Origin of the sequence: Rodentibacter haemolyticus (genome assembly GCF_015356115.1) — a bacterium.
GTDB lineage: Bacteria > Pseudomonadota > Gammaproteobacteria > Enterobacterales > Pasteurellaceae > Rodentibacter > Rodentibacter haemolyticus.
Genome location: NZ_CP063056.1, coordinates 2,283,550 through 2,306,517, shown reverse-complemented (window position 1 = coordinate 2,306,517; position 22,968 = coordinate 2,283,550). Strand labels below are relative to the sequence as shown.

The 22,968-nt window shown below is 40.7% G+C and carries 19 protein-coding genes; 14 read left to right on the top strand and 5 right to left on the bottom strand.

The features are described 5' to 3' along the window. Window positions 1-60 precede the first annotated feature (60 nt). The 4 genes from IHV77_RS10995 to IHV77_RS10980 all read left to right on the top strand — a co-directional run bounded on the left by IHV77_RS10995 (window position 61) and on the right by IHV77_RS10980 (window position 4,107). Window positions 61-672 carry a glutathione S-transferase N-terminal domain-containing protein gene (locus IHV77_RS10995; RefSeq protein WP_194811989.1) on the top strand — a complete coding sequence of 204 codons (612 nt, stop codon included), beginning with the start codon at window positions 61-63 and terminating at the stop codon, window positions 670-672. 7 nt (window positions 673-679) lie between these two features. Beyond that, window positions 680-2,134 (top strand): glycoside hydrolase family 32 protein, encoded by a 1,455-nt coding sequence (locus IHV77_RS10990; protein ID WP_194811988.1) that lies wholly within the window; start codon window positions 680-682, stop codon window positions 2,132-2,134. Between the two features lie 57 nt (window positions 2,135-2,191). Continuing rightward, a complete protein-coding gene (locus IHV77_RS10985; RefSeq protein WP_194811987.1) occupies window positions 2,192-3,358 on the top strand; it encodes an MFS transporter in 1,167 nt (388 codons plus the stop codon). An 86-nt stretch (window positions 3,359-3,444) separates the two neighbouring features. Then, complete coding sequence (locus IHV77_RS10980; RefSeq protein ID WP_194811986.1) at window positions 3,445-4,107, top strand: NAD(P)H-dependent oxidoreductase; 663 nt, start codon at window positions 3,445-3,447, stop codon at window positions 4,105-4,107. Between the two features lie 259 nt (window positions 4,108-4,366). Here the strand turns inward: IHV77_RS10980 and IHV77_RS10975 are convergent, their stop codons facing one another. From IHV77_RS10975 to IHV77_RS10965, 3 genes are all read right to left on the bottom strand, one after another. After that, window positions 4,367-5,140, bottom strand: a complete 774-nt coding sequence (locus IHV77_RS10975) for a TIGR01619 family protein (RefSeq protein ID WP_194811985.1) — start codon at window positions 5,138-5,140, stop codon at window positions 4,367-4,369. A gap of 9 nt (window positions 5,141-5,149) precedes the next feature. Further along, window positions 5,150-5,953, bottom strand: a complete 804-nt coding sequence (xthA, locus tag IHV77_RS10970) for an exodeoxyribonuclease III (RefSeq protein WP_194811984.1) — start codon at window positions 5,951-5,953, stop codon at window positions 5,150-5,152. An 81-nt stretch (window positions 5,954-6,034) separates the two neighbouring features. Beyond that, window positions 6,035-6,706, bottom strand: a complete 672-nt coding sequence (locus IHV77_RS10965) for a TIGR01621 family pseudouridine synthase (protein ID WP_194813287.1) — start codon at window positions 6,704-6,706, stop codon at window positions 6,035-6,037. A gap of 18 nt (window positions 6,707-6,724) precedes the next feature. Here IHV77_RS10965 and cls point away from each other — a divergent pair, with 18 nt between their 5' ends. The 5 genes from cls (at window position 6,725) to IHV77_RS10940 (ending at window position 14,046) form a co-directional block, all read left to right on the top strand. Beyond that, entirely contained in the window at window positions 6,725-8,185 is a 1,461-nt protein-coding gene (gene cls, locus IHV77_RS10960) for a cardiolipin synthase (RefSeq protein WP_194811983.1), read from the top strand. A 77-nt stretch (window positions 8,186-8,262) separates the two neighbouring features. Then, window positions 8,263-9,027, top strand: coding sequence for an ATP-binding cassette domain-containing protein (locus IHV77_RS10955; RefSeq protein WP_194811982.1), 765 nt, complete (start codon window positions 8,263-8,265; stop codon window positions 9,025-9,027). A 4-nt stretch (window positions 9,028-9,031) separates the two neighbouring features. Next, window positions 9,032-9,916 carry an iron-siderophore ABC transporter substrate-binding protein gene (locus IHV77_RS10950; protein ID WP_194813286.1) on the top strand — a complete coding sequence of 295 codons (885 nt, stop codon included), beginning with the start codon at window positions 9,032-9,034 and terminating at the stop codon, window positions 9,914-9,916. Then, a complete protein-coding gene (gene fhuB / locus IHV77_RS10945) occupies window positions 9,910-11,883 on the top strand; it encodes a Fe(3+)-hydroxamate ABC transporter permease FhuB (RefSeq protein WP_194811981.1) in 1,974 nt (657 codons plus the stop codon). Before IHV77_RS10950 ends, fhuB begins: the two co-directional genes overlap by 7 nt. Window positions 11,884-12,027: 144 nt before the next feature. After that, entirely contained in the window at window positions 12,028-14,046 is a 2,019-nt protein-coding gene (locus IHV77_RS10940; protein ID WP_194811980.1) for a TonB-dependent siderophore receptor, read from the top strand. 705 nt (window positions 14,047-14,751) lie between these two features. Here the strand turns inward: IHV77_RS10940 and IHV77_RS10935 are convergent. After that, window positions 14,752-15,813 carry a TIGR01620 family protein gene (locus tag IHV77_RS10935; protein ID WP_194811979.1) on the bottom strand — a complete coding sequence of 354 codons (1,062 nt, stop codon included), beginning with the start codon at window positions 15,811-15,813 and terminating at the stop codon, window positions 14,752-14,754. A 129-nt stretch (window positions 15,814-15,942) separates the two neighbouring features. Between IHV77_RS10935 and IHV77_RS10930 the strand changes: the two genes are divergently transcribed. Continuing rightward, window positions 15,943-16,782 carry a VirK/YbjX family protein gene (locus IHV77_RS10930; RefSeq protein ID WP_228550015.1) on the top strand — a complete coding sequence of 280 codons (840 nt, stop codon included), beginning with the start codon at window positions 15,943-15,945 and terminating at the stop codon, window positions 16,780-16,782. Between the two features lie 11 nt (window positions 16,783-16,793). Here IHV77_RS10930 and IHV77_RS10925 read toward each other — a convergent pair whose 3' ends face one another. Beyond that, a complete protein-coding gene (locus tag IHV77_RS10925; RefSeq protein WP_194813285.1) occupies window positions 16,794-18,248 on the bottom strand; it encodes a YcjX family GTP-binding protein in 1,455 nt (484 codons plus the stop codon). 114 nt (window positions 18,249-18,362) lie between these two features. Between IHV77_RS10925 and IHV77_RS10920 the strand changes: the two genes are divergently transcribed. Genes IHV77_RS10920 through IHV77_RS10905 form a run of 4 tightly spaced genes read left to right on the top strand, consistent with a single transcriptional unit; the run spans window position 18,363 to window position 22,966 of the window. Further along, entirely contained in the window at window positions 18,363-20,066 is a 1,704-nt protein-coding gene (locus tag IHV77_RS10920; protein WP_194811977.1) for an ABC transporter substrate-binding protein, read from the top strand. Further along, complete coding sequence (locus IHV77_RS10915; protein WP_194811976.1) at window positions 20,066-21,031, top strand: ABC transporter permease; 966 nt, start codon at window positions 20,066-20,068, stop codon at window positions 21,029-21,031. The genes IHV77_RS10920 and IHV77_RS10915 overlap by 1 nt, the downstream gene beginning before the upstream one ends. After that, window positions 21,021-21,908 (top strand): ABC transporter permease subunit, encoded by an 888-nt coding sequence (locus IHV77_RS10910; RefSeq protein ID WP_194811975.1) that lies wholly within the window; start codon window positions 21,021-21,023, stop codon window positions 21,906-21,908. The genes IHV77_RS10915 and IHV77_RS10910 overlap by 11 nt, the downstream gene beginning before the upstream one ends. Window positions 21,909-21,910: 2 nt before the next feature. Beyond that, window positions 21,911-22,966, top strand: a complete 1,056-nt coding sequence (locus IHV77_RS10905; protein ID WP_194811974.1) for a peptide ABC transporter ATP-binding protein — start codon at window positions 21,911-21,913, stop codon at window positions 22,964-22,966. The last annotated feature ends 2 nt before the right edge of the window (window positions 22,967-22,968 follow it).

Genomic DNA, 22,968 nt, shown 5'->3' with positions numbered 1-22,968 from the left:
CTCTCTTTGTGCGACTACTACATAATTAATGAAAAAATCTTTAGATTTTGAGGCGTTTTTATGAAACTATGGTATTCCACGACAAGCCCCTATGCTCGAAAAGTACTTGCAGTCATTCAATATCATCAACTGCAAAACCAAATTGAATTTCTACAAGCCACCAGCGGGCTAGATAAAGATTCCCCCCATAATCAAGACAATCCGCTTGGTCGCTTGCCTGCTTTACAACTAAATGACGGCGAGTGGCTATACAACAGCTCGCTCATCGCCGAATACCTTGATCAAACGGGTTCACAATCTTCACTTTATGGTGAGGGTAAACAACGTTGGCAAATACTTCGACTGCATTATTTAGCCGATGGTATTTTAGAAAACGAAATATCGGTTATTCCTGAAAAACGTTCCCGCCCTCAATCAGAATGGTGGAAAGATCGCCACGAACAAATCTTCCAACGAACGGGAAGAAGCCTGTTTGAACTCCAAAAAGCGATTGATTCTTTTGGTGAGAATTTAAATATCGGTACGTTGAATGCAGTTTGTGCGATTGATTTTTTACTTTTCCGTGATAATTGGACTTATGCTTCAAAACACACCGTTATCGCACCGTTAAAATTATGGGCTGAAAGAATGAATGCCCGCTATGCTTGTTTAAACGAAACTTACCCTAAATAGGACGACTATGATTATTTTCAACAATGGTAAATACAAAAGCCTTCTTGCAGCGGAAGCGGGTGAACTTTCCGCCGTACGCAAAATAGTAGAAAGCGATAAAACTTTCTACCCGACTTACCACCTTGCCCCCCCAACAGGGTTATTAAATGATCCTAACGGGTTGATTTTTGATGGTGAAAAATATCATTTGTTTTATCAGTGGTTTCCTTTTGATGCAATACACGGAATGAAACACTGGAAACATTTTATTACAAGTGATTTTCAAACTTATCAATCTGCTGATGATTTAATTCCTTGCGAGTTATTCGAATCTCACGGTTGTTATTCCGGTGGAGCATTAAAAATGGGCGATAAATTGGCAATGTTTTACACCGGTAATACGCGCCGTCCTAGTGATAACCAACGTGTGCCTTATCAAAATTTGGCCATTTTTGATTTAACCGGAAAACTCATCAGCAAACGCCCGTTACTCGAAAACGCCCCTCCGGGTTACACGGAACACGTGCGCGATCCTAAACCTTATTTCGCACAAAACGGAAAAATTCGTTTCGTGTGCGGCGCACAACGTGAAAACCTTAGCGGTACGGCAATTCTTTTTGAAATGGATAATTTGGAGGATACCCCCCGTTTATTAGGGGAATTATCTATTCCTGATTTTAATAATCAACACGTTTTTATGTGGGAATGCCCGGATTTATTTAAGCTCGGCAATAAAGATATTTTCGTGTGGTCGCCACAAGGCAAAGATCGTGAATCCCACCAATTTCAGAACAATTATCACGCCACTTATGCACTAGGGCATTTAAACCACAATACGTTGAAAGCGGAATCTATTGCCGAGTTGGATCAAGGCTTTGACTTCTACGCCCCACAAACTTTTAGCGGTTTAAATAACAAACAAAGCACTATTATGTTCGGTTGGATCGGCTTACCGGATTTAACTTATCCGACAGATAAATTCAAATGGCATTCCGCCCTCACAATGCCGCGTGAAATTCATCTTGAAAATCATCGTTTATACCAACGACCGATCGCAAAAATCTATGAAAATATGACCGCACTTTCCAAGCAAACGCTTCAAGGGAAAGGTGCTATTCAAGATTTAGATCGCGCGTATCTGAAATTTAATGCACAAAATCAGCCTTTTACCTTGAATTTTTTCACCAATGAAAAAGGCGAAACATTGCGTTTATCTTATCAAAACGGGTTGATTTGTTTGGATCGAAGCCAATCGGCACAAACGGAATTAATGGAAAAATTTGGTGAGCAACGTTATTGCGAGCTAAACGAACTGCACAATGTGGAAATTTTCTTCGATCGTTCAATTATGGAAATCTTCTTAAACAATGGAGAAAAAGTAATGACTTCCAGATTCTTTATTGAAAATCGGGAAAATGTTGTCGTTTCCGATCGTGAATTGACGATTGAGGTGGGATACCCAAAAGAAATCCAATTTATTTAACCGCGGTTTCGCCTTCGGGCGAAACCCTTCTACCAACGCTCATAATATAAAATCACTATGCTAAAAAACCGACAACCTCCCCAAAACCTCATCGCCTTTAACTTTCTTCTTATCGCCTTTCTCACGGGAATTGCATCCGCATTTCAAACGCCCACATTAAGCCTCTTTCTCTCACAAGAAATTCAAGTTTCTCCGTTTTTTGTCGGATTATTCTACTCCGTCAATGCCATTATCGGCATTATTCTCAGCCAAGCCATGGCGAAGTATTCCGATAGCCAAGACGATCGCCGAAAAATTATGATTTACTGCTGTTTAATCGCTATTGCAGGCTGTTTATTATTTGCTTATAACCGTAATTATTATATTTTGATTTTGTTGGCTACAACATTACTCGGTTTAGGTTCTGCCGCCAATCCCCAATCCTTCGCCTTGGCGCGCGAATATGCGGAAAGCGTGGATAAAGAAGCCGTCATGTTCAGCACAATTATGCGTACCCAAATTTCCCTCGCTTGGATCGTAGGCCCGCCGTTGTCCTTTTTTATCGCACTAAACTGGGGGTTTGAATATATGTATTTGGTGGCAGGATCGGCATTTTTACTCTGCGCAGGCGTTAGTCTATTACTGCCCCGAATTTCACGCCAAAGTGCGGTCAAAAAGTTAGCGGTTTCGGAACAAACCTCACCACGTAAAAGTGTGATTTATCTCTTTATCGCCAATCTGCTTTTATGGACTTGTAACAGTATGTACTTGATTAATATGCCGTTATTCATTATTCACGAATTACAGCTGAACAAAGAACTGGCCGGAATATTAATGGGAACAGCGGCAGGATTAGAAATTCCCGTGATGATCATCGCCGGTTATCTGACAAAATATTTCACGAAGAAACAATTAATCGCTTTCGCATTATTTGCCGGCCTTTTATTTTATATCGGAATGCTATTTGCGACACAAACCTGGCAGTTCGTCACATTACAATTGTTGAACGCAATTTTTATTGGTATTACCGCCACAATCGGTATGGTCTATTTCCAAGATCTTATGCCGACACAAATGGGTTCCGCCACTACACTTTTTAGCAACGCAGCAAAAGCAAGCTGGGTTATCGGCGGCCCGATTGCCGGTATTATTGCCGAAATTTGGCACTATAATTCGGTGTTTTATGTCGCCACGGCATTAATTTTAGTGAGTATTTTTTGCTTGAGAAAAGTAAAATCCGTATAAACATACTAAAGAGACAAACAATCTTGCTTAGGCTTACCGGATAAATAGGATAAAATGAGGTGAATTTTTAATTAGAGAGGAAAATCATGATAAAACTTACTGCTCAAGAGGTTATTGAACTTCTCAATCAACGTAGTTCTACCCGCTATTACGATTCAAGTAAAAAAATTAGTGATGAAGACTTCAATGCTATTTTAGAATGCGCCCGCCTTTCTCCAAGTTCTGTCGGTTCAGAGCCTTGGAAACTCCTCGTCATTCAAAATAAAGCTTTGCGCGAAAAAATCAAACCTTTTAGTTGGGGTATGGCAAATCAACTTGATGATTGCAGCCACCTTGTTGTGTTACTCGCCAAAAAAAATGCCCGTTATGACAGTCCGTTTTTTGTTGATGTGATGACAAGAAAAGGATTGAACGAAGCACAGCAGCAACAAGCATTGGCAAAATACAAAGCATTGCAAGAAAACGAAATGAATTTGTTGGAAAACGACCGCACTTTATTTGATTGGTGCAGCAAACAAACTTACATCGCTCTTGCCAATATGCTTACCGGTGCGGCGGCATTAGGTATTGATTCTTGCCCGATTGAAGGGTTCAATTATGAATTAATGAACCAAGCTCTTGCAGAAGAAGGTTTATTTGATCCGAATGAATACGGTGTATCCGTTGCTGCAACTTTCGGCTATCGCTCACGTGATATTACGAAAAAATCACGTAAATCAATGGATGAAATTGTGACTTGGGTTGAGTAGCAACTGTGTCTAAATAAAAATTAGACCTTGTTTAATCCACCTTAACAGTGGATAAATAGCAAAAACTGTAGAGTAGGCAAATCTTTTGCCCACCGTTTCAATCCTGATATTTTTCGGTGGGCAACTTGTTGCCCACCCTACCCCTAAATTATAGATCTGTAGGGTGGGCAAATTTTTGCCCACCATTTCAATTTTAATATTTTAGCTAGGCTACAAGCTACTCACCCTGCGCAGACTTCATACCCTATGGTATGGTAGTTTAGTTCAGTTGATTATTGTCGCCCATCAAACTGTCGCATTCCCAACCGATATATTCGCCCATAAATTGGGTTGTGATTTTCTCAAACTTCTCAACCAGATCGAAAATCTCACCGTTATCAAGCGAAATTTCTTGCTCAAGTTTAACCAAATAATAAGGTTCATCTTCTTCATTAAACTGAATCGGTTGTGCCGAATATTGCAAGGTGGTAAACGAATAATTACCGAGGCTTAACTCATCCATAAAAGAGAACATTTTTTGTTCTTCATCAAAATGGAAACGGTGTTCCACCAAGTAAGTATCACTTAAATCACGCCCTTTACTTCGTAATAACCCAAGCAATTCTTCCGTCGCATTCATTTTAATTTCAAGGGGAGAAGCAAGCAAAAAATCAAAATAAATATCCCAACTCGGATCATCTTGAATACTCACTTCTTCTGCAAAATCAATTTGTGCCAAGGTTTCCAATAGGCTCTCGGAATGTTCGCAATAAAAATGCATTTTCGCTTGCCCGCTACAAATAAAATGCCCGGCAAAAAATACATTCGGAAGTGCGGTCAATTGCGACAAAATTTTGAATATGCGATGAATTAACTTATCGTATTCATCTTCAGAGGGTAACCCCGTCTCATCTCCTTCATAATTAATCGCAAACTGCACGATTTTATTGCACTGCTTACCATGAAAGAGATCGACATTTTCAATGTTTGCCGTAAATACAGCAGGCATATTGTTCACTGTGGAACGATAATTCTGCCAATTCGCCATATCCATATTTTATTCCTATCTAAATTCCGCCCAAATCGGTGCGTGATCCGAAGGCTTTTCCATTGCACGAATATCTAATGCAATGCCGACATCTACACAATGTTCCGCTAATTTACGGTTCACCAGAATATGATCAATGCGTAAACCGCGGTTATCATCAAAGCCTTTTGAACGGTAATCAAACCACGAAAATTTATCATTTACGGTCGGGTTCAATTTACGAAAGCTATCCTCCAAACCGTAATCATATAAACGTTGATACCACTCCCGCTCTTCAGGCAAAAAAGAACACTTACCGGTACGCAACCAACGTTTACGGCCTTCTTCACCGATACCGATATCTAAATCACTCGGGCTAATATTCATGTCCCCCATAATTAAAATCGGGTTCGTTTTATCGTGATCTTGTTCTAAATAGCGTTGCAGATCCGCATAAAACTTTTCCTTTGCCGGAAATTTCGTTTCATGGTTTCGACTTTCCCCCTGCGGAAAGTAACCGTTAATCACCGTCAACAAACCGAATTCCGTCTCCAGATCCGCCATAATAATACGTTTTTGCGCATCCTCCGCGTCTGTTGGAAAACCGCGGCGAATCGCTTTAGGTTCTTGTTTGGTGAATAACGCCACACCATAATGCCCTTTCTGCCCGTGATGAAAGACGTGATAACCTAGATTTTCGGTGATTTCGTAAGGAAATGCTTCATCCGCCACTTTGATTTCTTGTAAACCGATAACATCCGGTTGATATTTTTCAATCACCGCTTCAAGCTGATGCGGACGAGCACGCAACCCGTTAATATTAAAAGAGATAAATTTCATTTAAGTTCCTATTGTGAATTTATTCGCAAAACTGCGGGGCATTATACAGGATCTCACCTCATTTCCTAAAATCGCCTTGAATTAAATTTGGTCCCCCGCGCCAAACACGGCTTGCAAAACACCTTGCACGGATTCTTTCTGCCAAATTATGCCTTCTTTTGGCATAGTGAACAGTTCCACGTTTTCCCCTTTAAATTCAAACGCTAGTTTTGCCGCGTGTAAATAAGTGCGGTCAATTTCCGCAGTGTTTTTGGCATATAATTTATCACCTAAAATCGGGCTGCCCAGGCTTTTCATCGCCACCCGTAATTGGTGGGTTTTACCTGTTTGAGGGGTTAAGACGAATAAACGCAAATTGGGCTCACAGCTTATGGATTTAAATTCGGTTATCGCCGGATTTTTTCTCGTTTGGCACAGTTTCCACGCACCGCTACGGGCTTTTTGCATATCACCGATAATCAATCCCTGCTTCTTTTTCGGTTTTTGATTGCTCAAAGCAAGATAGGTTTTGCGAATCTTATGTTCAATAAAAAGTCGTGAAAATTCAGCCGCACTTTCCGCATTTAAGGCAAGAATCAATAGCCCTGAAGTAATTTTGTCTAATCGATGAACAAGCCAGACTTGTGGCAAACCAAGTTGTGCCGCCACTGACGTGGTAAGACCAACTTCGGCATTATCTTTATGCACACTTACACCATAAGGCTTGTAAATGATGATAAAATCACGATGTTGGTAAAGAATATCGAATGTCATAAGTGCGGTTAAAATTTTATGAGTTTTGAACATATTATACTGGTTTATATTATTCCTGTGTTGGCGTGGCTGATAATTATCTCGGTTACGCTTCGCCTTTTAGTCAAAAAACAATCTTCCTCCGCCACCCTTTCTTGGTTGATGCTGATTTATTTATTGCCGATCATCGGTGTACTCGCCTACTTCATTTTTGGTGAAATAAAACTGGGAACAAAGCGTGCTAACGCTTTCAAAACCTTACACCCTAAATACAGCGAATGGCTCGCCCGTTTATCGCAACAAACGGAGCTAATCAACGTACCGAAAAATCTCCAATATCGACCGCTCTTTGATCTGAATCACCGCCGTTTGGGTATTCCTTGCATTAAAGGAAACGAGCTGCATATTTTAGATACGCCGGAAAGTATTATCCGCAGTATTATTGCCGACATTCACCAAGCGAAACATTCCATTAATATGGTGTTTTACATCTGGTCGAATAAAGGCATGATTGAAGAGATCGGTCAATCTTTATTAGAAGCTAAACAACGCGGCGTAGAAGTTCGTATTTTATTAGATTCCGTGGGTAGTCGCCCTTTTCTGAGAAGTAAGGCCTGTCGTGCTTTACGTGAACAAGGTATTGAAATTGTCGAAACCTTATACGTAAACTTATTTCGGATGTTTTTCAGCCGTATCGACTTACGCCAACACCGAAAAATCATTGTTATTGATAACCAAATTTCCTACACCGGTAGTATGAATATGGTCGATCCGGCTTTTTTTAAACAAAATAGCAACGTGGGAAATTGGGTAGATATGATGGTGCGGGTGAATGGTGCGGCATCTGCCGTATTAAATAGCTTACATGCTTGGGATTGGGAAATTGAAACCGGTAATGAGCTCACGATTTTTTTGCCAAACTGCCCGCTCGTACCGATCGAAGATAACGATACCCACTCCGTTCAAGTTATCGCGACCGGGCCTGCTTTTCCGGATGATCTCGCACCGCAAACTTTAGCCTTGGCGATATACGCCGCCCGTGAAAATATTACCATCACCTCCCCCTATTTCGTACCAAGCCATAGTATTGCGGAAGCCTTGCGTATTGCCGCATTACGTGGAGTGGAGGTTTCACTGATATTACCAAAGAAAAACGATTCGCTTATGGTGGGCTGGGCAAGCCGGACTTTCTTTGACGATTTACTTGCCGCAGGCGTAAAAATCTATGAATTTAAAGCGGGTCTTTTACATACAAAAAGCGTTCTGATTGATAATAAACTTGCCTTAGTCGGCACGATCAATATGGATTTACGTAGCTTTTTCTTAAACTTTGAACTCGCTCTTGCGGTAGAAGATCGTGCTTTCGCCAATGAACTGGCTATTCTGCACGAAAGCTATATTAACAATTCTGAATTGCTTGATAGCAAAAAATGGTTTGTTCGACCGTTTTATTACCGAATTATTGAGCGGTTGTTTTTTCTGTTTAGCCCATTATTATAATCATCAAACTGGTTTTGAAATAAGAATAGTTTTCATATAGAATAGCGCCATAATTTTGATGTTTTTTCGGGTTATTTGTGTTTCAACTTCAGCAAGTTTCATTTTCTATACCGCAACGGGTCTTACTGCATCCCGTATCACTTTCCTTTGAAACCGGAAAATTATACGGTTTAATAGGTCATAACGGTTCGGGGAAATCCACTTTAATTAAATTGATGGCGCGTCAACAACCGATTTCCGGTGGCGATATTTTATTGGATAATCTCTCCGTCAAACACTGGAATAGCCGTGATTTTGCTAAACGTGTGGCTTACTTACCGCAACATTTGCCTCAAGCCACAAATATGACGGTCCAAGAGCTCATTGCAATGGGGCGTTATGCTTGGAATGGCTTATTTGGACGTGAAACCAAAACCGACAAACAAGCGATTGAAAATGCATTACAGCTCACCCACACGGAAAAATTTGCCGCTCAATTGGTCGATACGCTATCCGGCGGTGAACGTTCGCGAATTTGGCTTGCAATGCTATTAGCACAACAAAGTCAATTCCTCTTGCTTGATGAGCCTTTAGCCGCATTGGATATCGCCCATCAAGTAGAAGTGATGCAACTTCTTCACCGACTTAGTCGGGAGCTTAATCTTGGGATCATTATTGTGATTCACGATATCAATCTCGCTTCCCGTTTTTGTGATCATTTAGTGGCGTTACATAGCGGAAAATTATTGGCCCAAGGCGATGCATTCGAGATCGTGAACGCCCTTTCATTGAAACAAATTTATGGTATCGAATTGAATGTGATCGAACACCCCGAAACCCATCGTCCCGTGAGTTTTTATTAATATGTTGCGATTACTCAAAAATTCATTCCTCATTTTAACCGCACTTTTCATTTCCTTTAAAAGTATTGCCGAGAAACAAGCCGGTTATGCCACGGTGGACTGGTCGGTTGCCGAAACCTTAATCGCACTCGGTCAGCCGCCACTTGCCGTAGGTGATATACAAAGCTATCAAACTTGGGTGATAGAACCTAAACTTCCCGACAATACCGTTGATCTCGGTGTTCGTTTGCAACCGAATTTAGAACGCATTGCAAGTCTGTCCCATTCATTCGGCTCGCAATCGTTCACTTTCATACACGGCTCCTTTTACGCTTCACTGAATAATAAGTTATCTTCTTACGGAAAAGTTTATAACGTGGAATTTTATAACGAGGGGAATGCTTGGGAAAATGTCGTCTCCGCCACACAAGAAATCGGAAAGATTATTCACAAACCCGAAGCGGTTCGGCATTTGCTTGCACAATACGAGCAAACAATCAGGCATTACCGCACGCTGTTAAAACCTTTCATCGATCGCCCTATAGCCTTAGTACAATTTATTGATACACGCCATTTGCGTATTTATGGCAAAAACAGTTTGCTTGGTGCGGTACTTAATCAGTTGGGCTTTGAAAATGCTTATTTACCTGAAGTAAATTATTGGGGTTTTCAAAATATCGAAATTACCGAGTTGACAAAACTCCCGAAAAATACCCGTTTTGTGGTGATAAAACCCTATCCGAATAATATCGCTACGGCACTTACTCATAACACCTTATGGCAACATTTGCCTCTTGCCCGAAAACCTTTAATTTTACCTGCCGTATGGACATTCGGCGCAATTCCTTCCGCCCAACGTTTTGCGTCCATTTTTGCAAACGGGTTATTACAAGGCGGTGAAACATGGTAAATCGAGTCGCCTTATTCTTTATCGTTTTAATCGGTGTATTTATTGCCCTATTCAGTATGTTGTTTAATGTGCAACTCCCTGAAAATACGCCTATTTGGTATTTGTTCCGGGCAACCGATAGCTTAGACTTATTACTATTGCAAAGCTATACCCTGCCGCGGATCACAATGGCCTTACTTGCCGGCGGCAGCCTTGCATTCGCCTCTTTATTATTACAGCAAGTAACGGGAAATCCGCTTGCTTCCGACAATACCCTTGGCATAAATAGCGGCGCGCAATTTAGTCTTTTTTTGGTTGCCATTTTCGCCCCTCATTTATTGGAATACGGATCAAACTTTATTTCGCTTATGGGTGCGGCGCTCAGTTTGTTAATGGTGGCGGCACTTGCTATACGAAAAACAATGTCGCCCTTATTATTGATTCTTGCGGGGCTTGTAGTAAATCTCTATTTTGGTGCGCTCATCGGAATAATGATGTTATTTTATCCCGAAGAATCACGTGGTTTGGTTCAATGGGGAGCAGGCTCGTTGGTGCAAGAAAGTTGGCGGGATAGCCAACTTTTATCGCTACAAAGTGCGGTCTGTTTTAGCCTTATTTTTTTACTGCGCCGTCCATTAACGATTCTTGCATTAAATGATAGCAATGCGAAAAGCCTCGGTGTTCCGGTAGGGAAACTCCGTTTTATCGGATTATTGCTGAGCGCTTATCTGATCGCATCTGTTGTAAGCGCTGTAGGAATGATAGGTTTTGTCGGGCTGGCTGCCGCAACCTTAGTTCGTCAATTAGGCATCCGCACTTTCACCCGACAATTAGCGGCCTCTTTTATGCTTGGCGCATTGTTGCTTGCGATCACGGATTTAGTATTGCAGCTGGTTAATTTCTATTATCACATCGGTTTACCGACAGGTGCCGTCACTGCTTTACTCGGCACACCTCTATTGCTTTGGCTAATGTTCCGCGCCTTACCGCAAAGCGGGCGTTTAACCAACCATTTAGCACCAAAATTCCGTCAATATCGACCGCACTTTACGTGGTGGATTATCCTACTTTCTATCGTAAGTTTATTTATTGCACTTTGCGTAGGAAAAGGTGCATTTCATTCGGAATGGAAAATGCTTTTAGCAAATAGCGACCCGGATTTAGCAATTATTGCATTGCGCTATCCACGTATTTTAATCGCTATCTGCGCAGGTATTTTGCTTTCCGTTGCAGGCATATTGTTGCAGCGTCTCACCCTTAACCCGATGGCAAGTCCGGAATTACTCGGCGTATCCTCCGGTGCGAGTATGGGGATTCTCGTATTGCTTTTTATTCTCCCTACGCAAAACGCCATTTGGTTTTGGATAGCCGGTATCAGCGGCGCATTGATTTCTTTAGTGGTTATTACGCTCATTAATCAACGTAGTCATATGTTGCCGGAAAAAGTGTTACTAACGGGTATTAGCCTCTCTGCTTTATTTGATACCCTACAGCGTATTGCTCTCGCCAGTGGCGATCCGCGTGCAAACCAATTAATTAGTTGGACATCAGGCTCGACACAGAACCTTGATCCGACACTTTCAATCCCTTTTATCATACTTTCAATCATTTTATTGGCTGTCAGTTTAATTTTTAGTCGATGGCTGGATTTACTCGCTTTGCAAACACCAATGGCACAAGCATTAGGATTAAATATCAAAAGCACCCGTTGGATTATCATCATTTTTAGTGCGATTTTGACCGCATTTGCGACCCTAATTATCGGGCCACTCAGTTTTATCGGCTTGCTCGTACCGCATTTAACCGCCTTCTTGGGCGTACATAAGGCAAGATCTCAATTATTACTCTCTGCCCTATTGGGCAGTACCCTTATGCTGATTGCCGATTGGATCGGACGACAAATACTCTTTCCCTATGAAATTCCGGCGGGATTAGTCTCCACATTAGTCGGTGGGACTTATTTTTTACTGATGATACGAAAAGTATAGTGAATTAAATTGAAAAACGTCTACTGCATTGCTGCACCTCGCCGTACTATTTGTACTGCCTTCGGCTTGCAGCTTTATATCCATGTCTCAATTTAATTCACTACAACGAATTTATTTACCTCAACCTCGATATAGGAATGAAACATGAAAAAAAACTTTGTATATAGTGCGCTGGCAAGTGCGGTCATTTTTGCCGTTAATTCTGCCCAAGCGGAAACTAAGAATGTGGAAGAACTGGATGAAATCAACGTTGTCGGCTCCGTTGCCAAAGCCGGTAAAGTGGATTATATGGCGCCACGTTCTATCGCTGTGATAAATGATGAAACCCTAAAAAACTGGGAATTAAATCAGCTTGATGCAAGCCTTCGTTATGAAACAGGTACGCTGGCACAGGTTTACGGTGCGGATCTGGATACCAATGACTGGGTAAAAGTACGCGGAATGGACTCCCGTTTAACCATTGACGGTTCCGCCGTTTATAACACCGGTTACAGCCATTGGTCGCCGAATATGTATGGTGTAGAAGCGGTCGAAGTGGTAAAAGGTGCCGATTCATTGACTTACGGCTCTGCACAAAGCGGCGGTTTAATCAATTTAATCACCAAACGTCCGACAGCAGAACCTAAAGGAGAAGTGAATCTCAAATTAGGCAATCGACACGAACGCGGCATCAGTGCGGATATTAGCGACAAAGCGGCGGAAAGCGTACGTTATCGCCTTGTTGCCGATTACCACAAAAAACAAGGAGAATTACGTGGTACTTGGTTGGAAAGTTATTATTTCGCACCAAGTTTAACTTGGGATATTTCTAACCGCACTTCCCTCACCCTATTGGCTAGCCTGCAAAAAGATGTGGGCGTACCAACCACAGGTTTCTTCCCAATGCAGGGAACGCTTTATACCAATTTAGGGAAAATCGACCGCCGAACAAACTTAGGCGATCCGACAACGGACACCTTAAACCGTAAACAATATTCACTCGGCTATGAATTTACCCACAAATTTGATGACAGCTTAACCTTTTCACAAAACTACAAATTCAATATGCAAGATGTGAAACAGCAATCCGCTTTTTCAAATGGTGTAACGGTTTTCCCAATCATCGGACAAGGTGCGGTATTTAACGATGTCATTACCCGAAGCCATTCTCTTGATAACCGACTTACTAAAAACTGGAAAGGTGATAATTATGAGAACAGTTTAACCTTAGGGGTTGATTATCAGTATTTAACGGCAAAAGGTGCATACAATAGCTACTATATGCCGTACTCCGTACCGGCAACTTATACACCTCTTTATACACTCAATAGTGTATCGCCTGTTTATAATGGCATTCAAGTACCGAATAATGCCCGTCCTAATTATGATGTTACTCAACGTCAATTAGGTTTCTACTTGCAAGATCAAGTCAAAATCGGTAACTGGCATTTATCCGCAGGAGTACGTAATGACCGTGCCAAAGGTGAAGAAGGAGAGAAAAGTTATAAAATTAATCACACCTCTTACTCCGGCGGTGTAATGTATGTCGCAGAAAATGGGCTTGCTCCTTATTTCAGCTATTCGGAATCTTTCGTACCGGAAACCGCACAATACAAACCGACAGAAGGTAGACAATATGAAGCCGGTATCAAATATTTACCAAGCTTTATTGATGGAACTTTCTCCATTGCCTATTTTGATTTAAAACAAGATAACGCTTTCACGCCAAGTGCTACAGGTAATGCTTTCCAAACGAAAGAATTAAGAAGCAAAGGTGTTGAAGTTGCCGCTAATTTTAACGTAGCAGAAAAAACCGCAATCGTATTGGGCTATACCTTTAATCGCGTAAAAGATATTCGAGAAACCGGCAATGTTATCCGCCCGGCATTGATTCCTCGTCATACTGCTTCGGCTCAAGTCACCTATCAATTCCTTGATAATTTAATTGCAGGTGCAGCTATCCGTTACATCGGTACTTCATCGAACGGTACTGCTGATAATATTAAAGCCCCTGCAAAAACCTTGGCTGATATTATGTTGAAATACCGCCTCAACACCAACTGGGAATTACAAGCAAACGTATCAAACCTAACGGATAAAAAATATGTCGCAAGCTGTTTTTACAGCACCTGCTACTACGGAGAAGGACGCCGCTTCAGTGCAAATTTAAGCTATAAGTGGTAATCTCACCTCATTAGAACGATAAAAATCCCAATTTTGTGTAGGCAGAATTGGGATTTTTTATAGATAAAGCCGATTTTTTATCATCCCCCGCCAAAATGAGTAAATTTGCATTATTACGTAGACCCCGTAGGGTGGGCAAATTTTTGCCCACCTTTCTAATTTACGATATTTCAATGGTGGGCAACTAGTTGCCCACCCTACCCCAAGAAATATCAAAGCGCTTTGTGCAACTGATACATAATACCGTAAAAATGCGATCATATTAAAGCATTGCTATTTTGTATTATATAGCAATTGACCAAAGAGAAATTTATATCCAATCTTTAATTTTGGTAGGGTACGTTAGCTTTGCGTAACCCACCATTTAATTATTAACCTCTACTGATTTCTCCGTATCTATCAACAGGATAGACTATTCACGATTTTTAGTTCCAAAAACGTAATAACATCCCATTAAAAATAAAAAGATAAATAAATCAAATAAATATTCATTTATTGAAAATGGCAGATTAGGATAAACAATCTTAGAAAAAAATAAAAAAGCAAATAAACTAATCGTAAATCTCATTTATATACTCCATTATTATAATGAATGTCTTAATTCTCAGAAGGCTTTATAATTATAAGTCTCCATAAACTGGTGATTAATCCAAAAATTTTTAGAAACCATCTACTTATTATTAAATATTTGGGCGTTAGCTTACTTTACCCCAACGCCTTCTCTTTCATTTTCTTATTCAATACCACATCCTTAATCGTCGTCAAAAGTTCTTTTTGGAGATGGGAAAGTTTTGGTTTTTCAGAAGGTTGAAATGCGAGCGGGCGGCAAAATTCCATCGCTTTTACGCCTAAACGAGCCGTGAGTAAGCCTACACCGATACCTTGGGCAATACGTGCGGAAAATTTTGCGGTAATGTCCTGTGAAAGCCAGTCCATACTCATATCCTGCACGATTTCCGTTACACCGGCGAAAGCAATGTTCACTAATACCATTCGCAATAAACGAATACGTGTAAAATAGCCTAATTCGATGCCGTAAATTTCCGCAATTTTATTAATTAATCGAATATTTCGCCACGCTACAAAAAACATATCCACCACAGAAAGAGGGCTTATCGCCACCACCACGGCAGATTCCGCCGCAATTTTGCCAATTAATTTTTTCGCTTTCGCATCAAGAGGTTTTAATACGTGATAGCTAAAAAGCCGTGCGACTTCTTGTGCCGAATAGGTTTCATTTAGTTGATTTTGCCATTGAACAAGGATTGGGGATTGTTCGTCCAAACGCAGACTTTTCGCCATCTCCAAGCAAAATTTTTGACCTTGTTCGCCGTCTTGATGTTCAAAAACATCGTGATTTTTGACCGCACTTTGCCTCCAAAGTAAACGACTTTCTTGTTGTAGTTGCTCGCGTTTTTTTAAATGAACCAAACGCCGCCATTCAAATACGATTTCTTTTATACCGAATAGGATAACTATTAGACTTACAAGGGAAAATGCCAAGTAAATCCATTGCTGATTTTGATAGCTATTCCAAATCCATTGAATCGACTGTGCCACAGTTGCCGCTCCAAACAAAAGTGCGGTCAATTTTAACGTTGTTTTCCAACCCGTTGATTTCGGTTTCATCACTTGTTCAAAACGTTCATCCAGTAACTCCCCTTCTAAAGGTTCATCAGGTATGGTTTCTACATCAATAAATTCTTGTTTTGGCTGAAAAGTTTCTGCTTTGGATTCATCATATTGGTTGAAAATTTGCTTTTCCATTATAAAATACGCCCTGTTTCTAATTTTATGTCATCGCTTTTGCTGACATTCTACTAACTTAATATCAAAATGACTAAGCCGACTCAGCCAATTAGGCCAACTAAAATTTCTTTTCCAACTTATGTGCAAATGTATCCTTATTCAAAGGATCGTCCGTTTGCAAAACAACTGCGGGAAAAACTTCGCTATTATGCTTATACGTTCATTCATAAAAAACAATGCGGGCAGCTCATCGCATTTTTAAATGAAAAGACGCAGTGGCAGCCACTCTTCACACAAGATTATTATCGTTTTAACCCGCTTTTAACCACTTATTGCGATAAACGTTTTTCAGCCGCTCAACGATTTGATGCGATTAGCCAAAATTTAACTATCGCCGAAGAAAAATTAGGTTTAACGTTTTGTTCCCGTTTACTTAGTGAGCAATCCATTTTATTAAGTCAATTAAGTGATGATCTTTCACTTAATTTAAGTTTGAATTTTATTGATCCTTTTGAAGGATATTTTGCCGTCAATATTCGCAATAAAAATAATGAACGTATTTATGACGCTTCATTCACTTTTTTATCACCGAACAAATTATTAATTGCTTCTGTTCAAGGCCCTCGCCACGGTAACACGCAGGAATTGGTCAAACAGGCAACGAAAGATCTACACGGCGTTCGCCCAATGTTTATGCTAATGAACGTATTCCGTGAATTAGCCAAAAACCTACAATGCGATCTATTGGGTATTCCGCACAAATTTCAAGGTAAATATCGACTTTCTGCACGCAGTAAAATTTTATTTAATTACGATGAATTTTGGCAAGAAAACCAAGCGGTTTATCAAAATCCTTATTGGCTGTTACCGCTTGAGATTGAACGTAAGCCGTTAGAAGAAATCGCCAGTAAAAAACGTTCAATGTATCGCAAACGTTATGAGATGTTGGATCAATTAACACTCGATATTAAAAAACATCTCAGCTAGGTATTCCAGCCTTATTCAAAACGATCCCCTAGCAAGAATTGCAGCACGGCATCCATTCGCAAATGGGGGATTGCCTCCCCCGCCTCAAGGTGCGGCGGTTCAAAATAATCAAAATCGAACGGCATATTATGCGGATTGTCGTGTGAATTTTCCCCTTCAAAGTGCGGTTGTTTTTGCCAAAATTCTTGATCGGGTAATTTGCTTGGAACACTGCCCGGATAGAGGGTAATCAATCGCTTATCTTTAGAGCGTATTCCTTGAATCGCTTTAATCTGCTTGTCGTCTTTATTTACCACCACTTGTTTTGTCGCACGGATGGCAGCAATCGCAGTATATTCCGTATCGATACCGGTAAATTCTGCGTGACGACCACCTTCCTGCACTAATTGGCGCATAAGGCTTACCAAATTCGGCATTTGATCGCTGGTGATGTGATCCGCTTTCGTTGCAATAAACATTAATTTATCAATACGTGGGGAAAATAAACGGTACAGAAAATTTCGGTTACCATAATGAAAATTTTTGAACAACCGATTCAATCCGGCTTGCATATCCAGAAAGGCTTGTCGGCTATGATTCAGCGGGGTTAAACAATCCGCCAGAATCACTTGGCGATCAAAGGTAGAGAAATAATGTTCATAAAAACCTTTTATGATTTTATTGCGATAGTAATCATACCTTTTATTCAACACTGCAAAATAACTGTTTGATTTAGCCTCTTTTTTGAGCCTTTTCCATTGCTCTAGCCTTAAATGCAGTAAAGGGAAAAACTGTAATGCAGGGGCCCCTTCTAATTCCCCCGGTAACACAAATCGTCCCGGTTGAATAAATTGCATTCCCTGCATTTTGCATTGTTGAAGATAATCCGTATAGCGTTTTGCTATTTTTGCCAAAATTTCTTCATTAACATCCGCACTTAAATCCAATTTTTTCATCTCATCAAGCCAAGGCTTCGCCAGTTCACCGCGAATGCCCTGAGTAATCTGAGCTTGTTCGGTTGACCATTGTTGAAAATCCAGATGCAGTAAAGGTAGATCCAACAACCATTCACCCGGATAATCAAAAATATCCAAATAAAGCGTACCCCGTTCTTTCAGATGACGAAACAAACCCGATTGCCGTTGAAAACGAATGGCTAAACGCGTTTCACTCACGCCACGGGTTGATTGACACCATTGCGGAGGTTGTTGAGAAAGTGCGTTCAAATTTTCCTCATAATCAAAACGCGGCACACTCAAATCCTGTTGTGGAACACGTTTTACCGCAATAATCGCCCCATTTCGAGCCGCTTCAAATAACGGCAAATGATTTTTTGCGGTCTGATTAATTGATAAAAGTTGATTGATTAAGCTCGTAATAAAAGCTGTTTTACCGCTACGGCTTAAACCGGTAACCGCAAGACGCAAAGAGCGGTCAAATCCGCGGTTGATTATTTGATTGATTTCTTTTTGAATGGAACTAAACATTAGGGTCTTGGATAACTCATGTTGAATGGCACGAGGTTTCATAAAAGCAACGTCTAGCCATTTTCGGCAATATACCTTACAATTTGTGGCATAATTTACCATAACGCATTCATTATGTTACGCCGAAACTTACTATTTTTCTGTTTTCTTTTAATAAATTGGGGCTTGTTCATACAAGTTCAAGCCGCCCCACGCGTGCCGGAAAGTTTAACGGAAAACGGTTTAATTTATTGTACCAATGCCTCAGGATTTTCTTTTAATCCGCAAACGGCTGATGCCGGTACAAGTATGAATGTGATAACGGAACAAATTTACAATAAACTGTTTGAAATTAAAAATCATAGCGCCACCGTAGCACCATCTTTAGCGCAATCTTATTCTATTTCGCCCGATGGAAAAGAAATTTCGATTTATTTACGCAAAGGTGTGAAATTCCACCACACTCCTTGGTTTACACCAACCCGTGATTTTAATGCGGAAGATGTGGTATTTTCGCTCAATCGCGTACTTGGACACGATACTTATCTCCCTACTTTTTTTAACCAAGATAATTCGACATACGATAAAAACCCGCAATATCGCGTATTTCACGAACAGGCTAAAAAAGTACGCTTTCCTTATTTTGATAGCATTAAATTAAACCGAAAAATTAAGTCTGTGACGGTTGTCAATCCTCACCAGGTTAAAATCGTATTGTTTGAGCCGGATTCATCAATTTTATCTCATCTTGCCAGCCAATATGCCATTATTTTTTCGCAAGAATATGCCTATCAATTAAGTGCGGACGATAATTTGGCTCAGTTAGATACTCACCCAGTCGGCACCGGGCCTTATCAAGTACAAGATTATGTGTATAACCAATACGTGCGATTATTACGCAACGACAAATATTGGAACAAAGAAGCTAAAATCAAACATATTTTGGTCGATCTTTCCACCGTTCGTACGGCTCGGCTCATTAAATTCTTTAATAATGAATGCCAAATCGCCGCCTATCCGGAAGTGAGCCAGCTAGGGCTTTTACAGGATAAAGATGCCCGCTATTATCTGCAATCGGTCGAAGGGATGAATTTGTCTTACCTCGCTTTTAATTTTAATAAGCCTTTGATGCAAAATGAACAAATTCGCCACGCAATTTCTCAAGGCATTAACCGAGCGCGTATTGTTCGGAATATTTACCATAATACGGCAACCGTAGCGAATAACATTATTCCTAACATTTCTTGGGCATCGAATATCAATACGCCGGAATTTGAATTTGATTACTCACCGAAACAGGCGAAAAAATTTCTGCAAGATAAAAATTTGCGACTGAATATGTGGGTGCTGAACGAAGAACAAATGTACAATCCTTCTCCGCTCAAAATGGCGGAATTAATCAAATGGGATTTGGCGCAAGCCGGAGTGGAAGTAAAAGTGCGGTCGGTTACACGCACGTTTTTGTTGGAACAACTTGATAAGAAAACGGAAGATTACGATATGATTTTAACCGGTTGGCTTGCCGGAAATTTAGATCCCGATGGTTTTATGCGTCCGATTTTAAGCTGTGATACCCAAAATGAAGTAACAAATTTATCCAACTGGTGCAATCCCGAGTTTAACGAACTGATGGACAATGCCCTCGCCACGACCGTTTTACGTGAACGGGCAAAAAATTACAATAGCGCACAAGAGCTCGTGTTAAAAGAATTACCGATTATTCCGATTGCCAATGCAAAACGCTTTTTAGTTGCCAATAGCAAAGTAAAAGGCGTGCAAACCAGCCCTTTCGGTAGTATGAATTTTTCAACACTCTATTTTACTAAGGAGAAAAAATAATGTTGTGGTCGGCATTACGTCATCTCCTTTGGGTGGCCTTGTTATTGTTTATTTTAACGCTGGTCAGTTTCGGCATTTTAATGCGTGATCCGCTAAATTCGGTGCTTATTACAAACAATATTTACAGTGGTTATCTTCACTACCTTAATAATTTGTTACAGAGCGATTTAGGGATTACCTACAATGGCGGACAATCGCTAAAATCGCTCATTTTTACCGTGCTACCGCCCACTTTGGAACTTTGTTTCACCGCACTTTTACTCGCATTTATTTTAAGTGTTCCTTTGGGCATTCTAAGTGCGGTCAATAATCGGGGTGTTTTTTCTAAAAGTTTACAAACTCTCTCTTATATCGGTTTGTCAATTCCCATTTTCTGGCTTGCCCCTATTTTGCTTTATATGGCAGCCATTTACGGTTGGGAAATTTCCGCAACGGGTCAGTACAATTTACTCTATGAAATTAAGCCGATTACCGGTTTTCCGGTGATTGATGTGTGGTTTGTTGATGTTCCTTACCGTACTAAAATCGTACAAAGCGTATTACAACATTTAGCCTTACCTACGCTCATTTTATGTATTCTGCCGACAATGGAAATTATCCGCATAATTCAACAACGTGCCGAATATATCCTACAACAAAATTATACGAAAGTTGCCATTACACGAGGTTGGTCAAAATGGAAAGTTTTACGACGGTATGTTTTCCGCAATACCTTTCCATTACTCATACCACATATTACCCGTGTCTTTACTTTGGTAATCACCCAATGTATGTTGGTTGAAACCCTGTTGGGTTGGCCGGGAATAGGTCGTTGGCTCATTGATGCGGTCGCCAACCAAGATTACAACAGTATTTCTGCAGGAGTGATCGTGCTGGGAATTTGTGTTATTACTATTGACGTACTAGCGAAGATGATAATGTTTACTCTCGATCCGTTTAATAAGAAAGGTTGGTATGCAAGATAAAGAACCTGATGAATTTCGTGAAAGCACATCAATCTATCAAATTTGGTTACAATTTCGTAAAAATCGTGTAGCCCTGTTTAGCTTTTATCTCTTTCTTTTGATTATTTTGACCGCACTTTTTGCGCCTTTCATCGCTCCATATAGCGATAGCATGGAGTTTGTGGGGAAAGAATTAATGCCGCCTTCGTGGGTGGAGAAAGGAGAAATAGCCTTCTTCTTCGGCACGGATGATCTTGCTCGTGATGTATTAAGCCGTGTCATTATCGGTGCGCGCTATACCGTGGGTTCTTCCCTTATTGTTGTCATATTCATCGCCCTTATCGGTGGTGCATTAGGGATTTGGGCAGGAATATCGGGCGGACTCAAAGCTCGCTTTCTCGGGCATATTTTCGATACGTTTTTATCGATTCCTATTTTGCTCATTGCGATCATTATTTCCACATTTATGGAACCGAGCTTGATCAATGCGATGGTATCCACATTATTGGCGATACTGCCCTATTTTATCCATGCCGTTTATCACGCCATTCAGCAAGAACTCAAAAAAGAATATGTGATAATGTTAAAGTTGGACGGGATATCCGACAGCGAATTACTGCGTAGCACGATTTTACCGAATATTACTGTTACCTATATTCAAGAAATCTCACAGGCATTTGTGGTGGCGATTTTAGATATTAGCGCTTTGAGCTTTATCTCTCTCGGTGCGCAACGGCCAATGCCGGAATGGGGAGCAATGATTAAGGATTCTCTCGAACTCATTTATCTTGCGCCTTGGGCGGTTTTACTTCCCGGTTTTGCAATTATCATCACCATTTTATTAAGCATTATATTTACTCACGGCTTGTGCAAAGCCATTAATCAGTATTATCAATAATTATGGCGTTACTGGATATACGAAATCTCAATATTGAAATTAAGACTCCAAACGGTCGAATCAAAATCGTTGACGGTGTAAATTTAACCCTCAATGAAGGAGAAATATTGGGTTTGGTCGGCGAATCAGGCTCAGGCAAGAGTTTGATTGCCAAAGTCATCGGCAATGCAGTTAAAGAAGATTGGGTTATCACGGCAGATCGTTTCCGTTTCAATGATATCGAATTATTAAAACTTTCCCCGAGCCAACGCAGAAAATTAGTCGGAAAAGAAATTTCGATGATTTTCCAAGATCCGCTCACCTGCCTTGATCCCAGTCGAAAGATCGGCAAACAGCTTATCCAAAGCATTCCTAATTGGACATTTCGTGGGAAATGGTGGCAGCGGTTCGGCTGGAAAAAACGCCGAGCCATTGAGTTACTACACCGAGTAGGCATCAAAGCCCATAAAGACATTATGGCAAGTTATCCCAATGATCTCACCGAAGGGGAAGGACAGAAAGTAATGATCGCCATTGCCGTGGCGAATCAACCGCGTTTGTTAATTGCAGACGAACCCACTTATGCCCTTGAATCCATCACGGCATTGCAAGTTTCCCGTTTGCTTTCAAGTATGAATCAAAACTTAGGCACAAGCATTCTTTTGGCAAGTAATAATATTCGTGACATCAGCGATCTCTGTCACAATATCTCCGTGTTATATTGCGGACAAAATACAGAATCCGCACCTACGCAAACTTTATTAAAAACACCGCATCACCCCTACACACAGGCGCTCATTCATTCTGTACCCGATTTCACCAAACCGCTTGGCTTTAAAACCAAATTAGGGGCATTAGAAGGTACCGTGCCGATTTTAGAACAAATGCCGATGGGCTGCCGTTTAGGGCCTCGCTGCGCATTTGCACAAAAACAATGTATTCAAAAACCGGCTCGTTATCGTATTAAACAACATGAATTTTCCTGTCATTTCCCGATTAACTTTAGAGAAAAGCGAGTGAAAGAAGCAGTGCCTAATTCTCCATTAACCTTATCAGCCGAACCGAACAATAAGGAATAATC

What these genes read in the sequence shown, in the direction of transcription:
- IHV77_RS10935 (WP_194811979.1), bottom strand. Translation starts at nt 15,813, where the DNA reads ATGGAAAAGCAAATTTTCAACCAATATGATGAATCCAAAGCAGAAACT.
- IHV77_RS10980 (WP_194811986.1), top strand. Translation starts at nt 3,445, where the DNA reads ATGATAAAACTTACTGCTCAAGAGGTTATTGAACTTCTCAATCAACGT.
- IHV77_RS10965 (WP_194813287.1), bottom strand. Translation starts at nt 6,706, where the DNA reads ATGACATTCGATATTCTTTACCAACATCGTGATTTTATCATCATTTAC.
- IHV77_RS10940 (WP_194811980.1), top strand. Translation starts at nt 12,028, where the DNA reads ATGAAAAAAAACTTTGTATATAGTGCGCTGGCAAGTGCGGTCATTTTT.
- xthA (WP_194811984.1), bottom strand. Translation starts at nt 5,953, where the DNA reads ATGAAATTTATCTCTTTTAATATTAACGGGTTGCGTGCTCGTCCGCAT.
- IHV77_RS10915 (WP_194811976.1), top strand. Translation starts at nt 20,066, where the DNA reads ATGTTGTGGTCGGCATTACGTCATCTCCTTTGGGTGGCCTTGTTATTG.
- IHV77_RS10930 (WP_228550015.1), top strand. Translation starts at nt 15,943, where the DNA reads ATGTATCCTTATTCAAAGGATCGTCCGTTTGCAAAACAACTGCGGGAA.
- IHV77_RS10985 (WP_194811987.1), top strand. Translation starts at nt 2,192, where the DNA reads ATGCTAAAAAACCGACAACCTCCCCAAAACCTCATCGCCTTTAACTTT.
- fhuB (WP_194811981.1), top strand. Translation starts at nt 9,910, where the DNA reads ATGGTAAATCGAGTCGCCTTATTCTTTATCGTTTTAATCGGTGTATTT.
- cls (WP_194811983.1), top strand. Translation starts at nt 6,725, where the DNA reads ATGAGTTTTGAACATATTATACTGGTTTATATTATTCCTGTGTTGGCG.
- IHV77_RS10920 (WP_194811977.1), top strand. Translation starts at nt 18,363, where the DNA reads ATGTTACGCCGAAACTTACTATTTTTCTGTTTTCTTTTAATAAATTGG.
- IHV77_RS10910 (WP_194811975.1), top strand. Translation starts at nt 21,021, where the DNA reads ATGCAAGATAAAGAACCTGATGAATTTCGTGAAAGCACATCAATCTAT.
- IHV77_RS10995 (WP_194811989.1), top strand. Translation starts at nt 61, where the DNA reads ATGAAACTATGGTATTCCACGACAAGCCCCTATGCTCGAAAAGTACTT.
- IHV77_RS10975 (WP_194811985.1), bottom strand. Translation starts at nt 5,140, where the DNA reads ATGGATATGGCGAATTGGCAGAATTATCGTTCCACAGTGAACAATATG.
- IHV77_RS10905 (WP_194811974.1), top strand. Translation starts at nt 21,911, where the DNA reads ATGGCGTTACTGGATATACGAAATCTCAATATTGAAATTAAGACTCCA.
- IHV77_RS10990 (WP_194811988.1), top strand. Translation starts at nt 680, where the DNA reads ATGATTATTTTCAACAATGGTAAATACAAAAGCCTTCTTGCAGCGGAA.
- IHV77_RS10925 (WP_194813285.1), bottom strand. Translation starts at nt 18,248, where the DNA reads ATGTTTAGTTCCATTCAAAAAGAAATCAATCAAATAATCAACCGCGGA.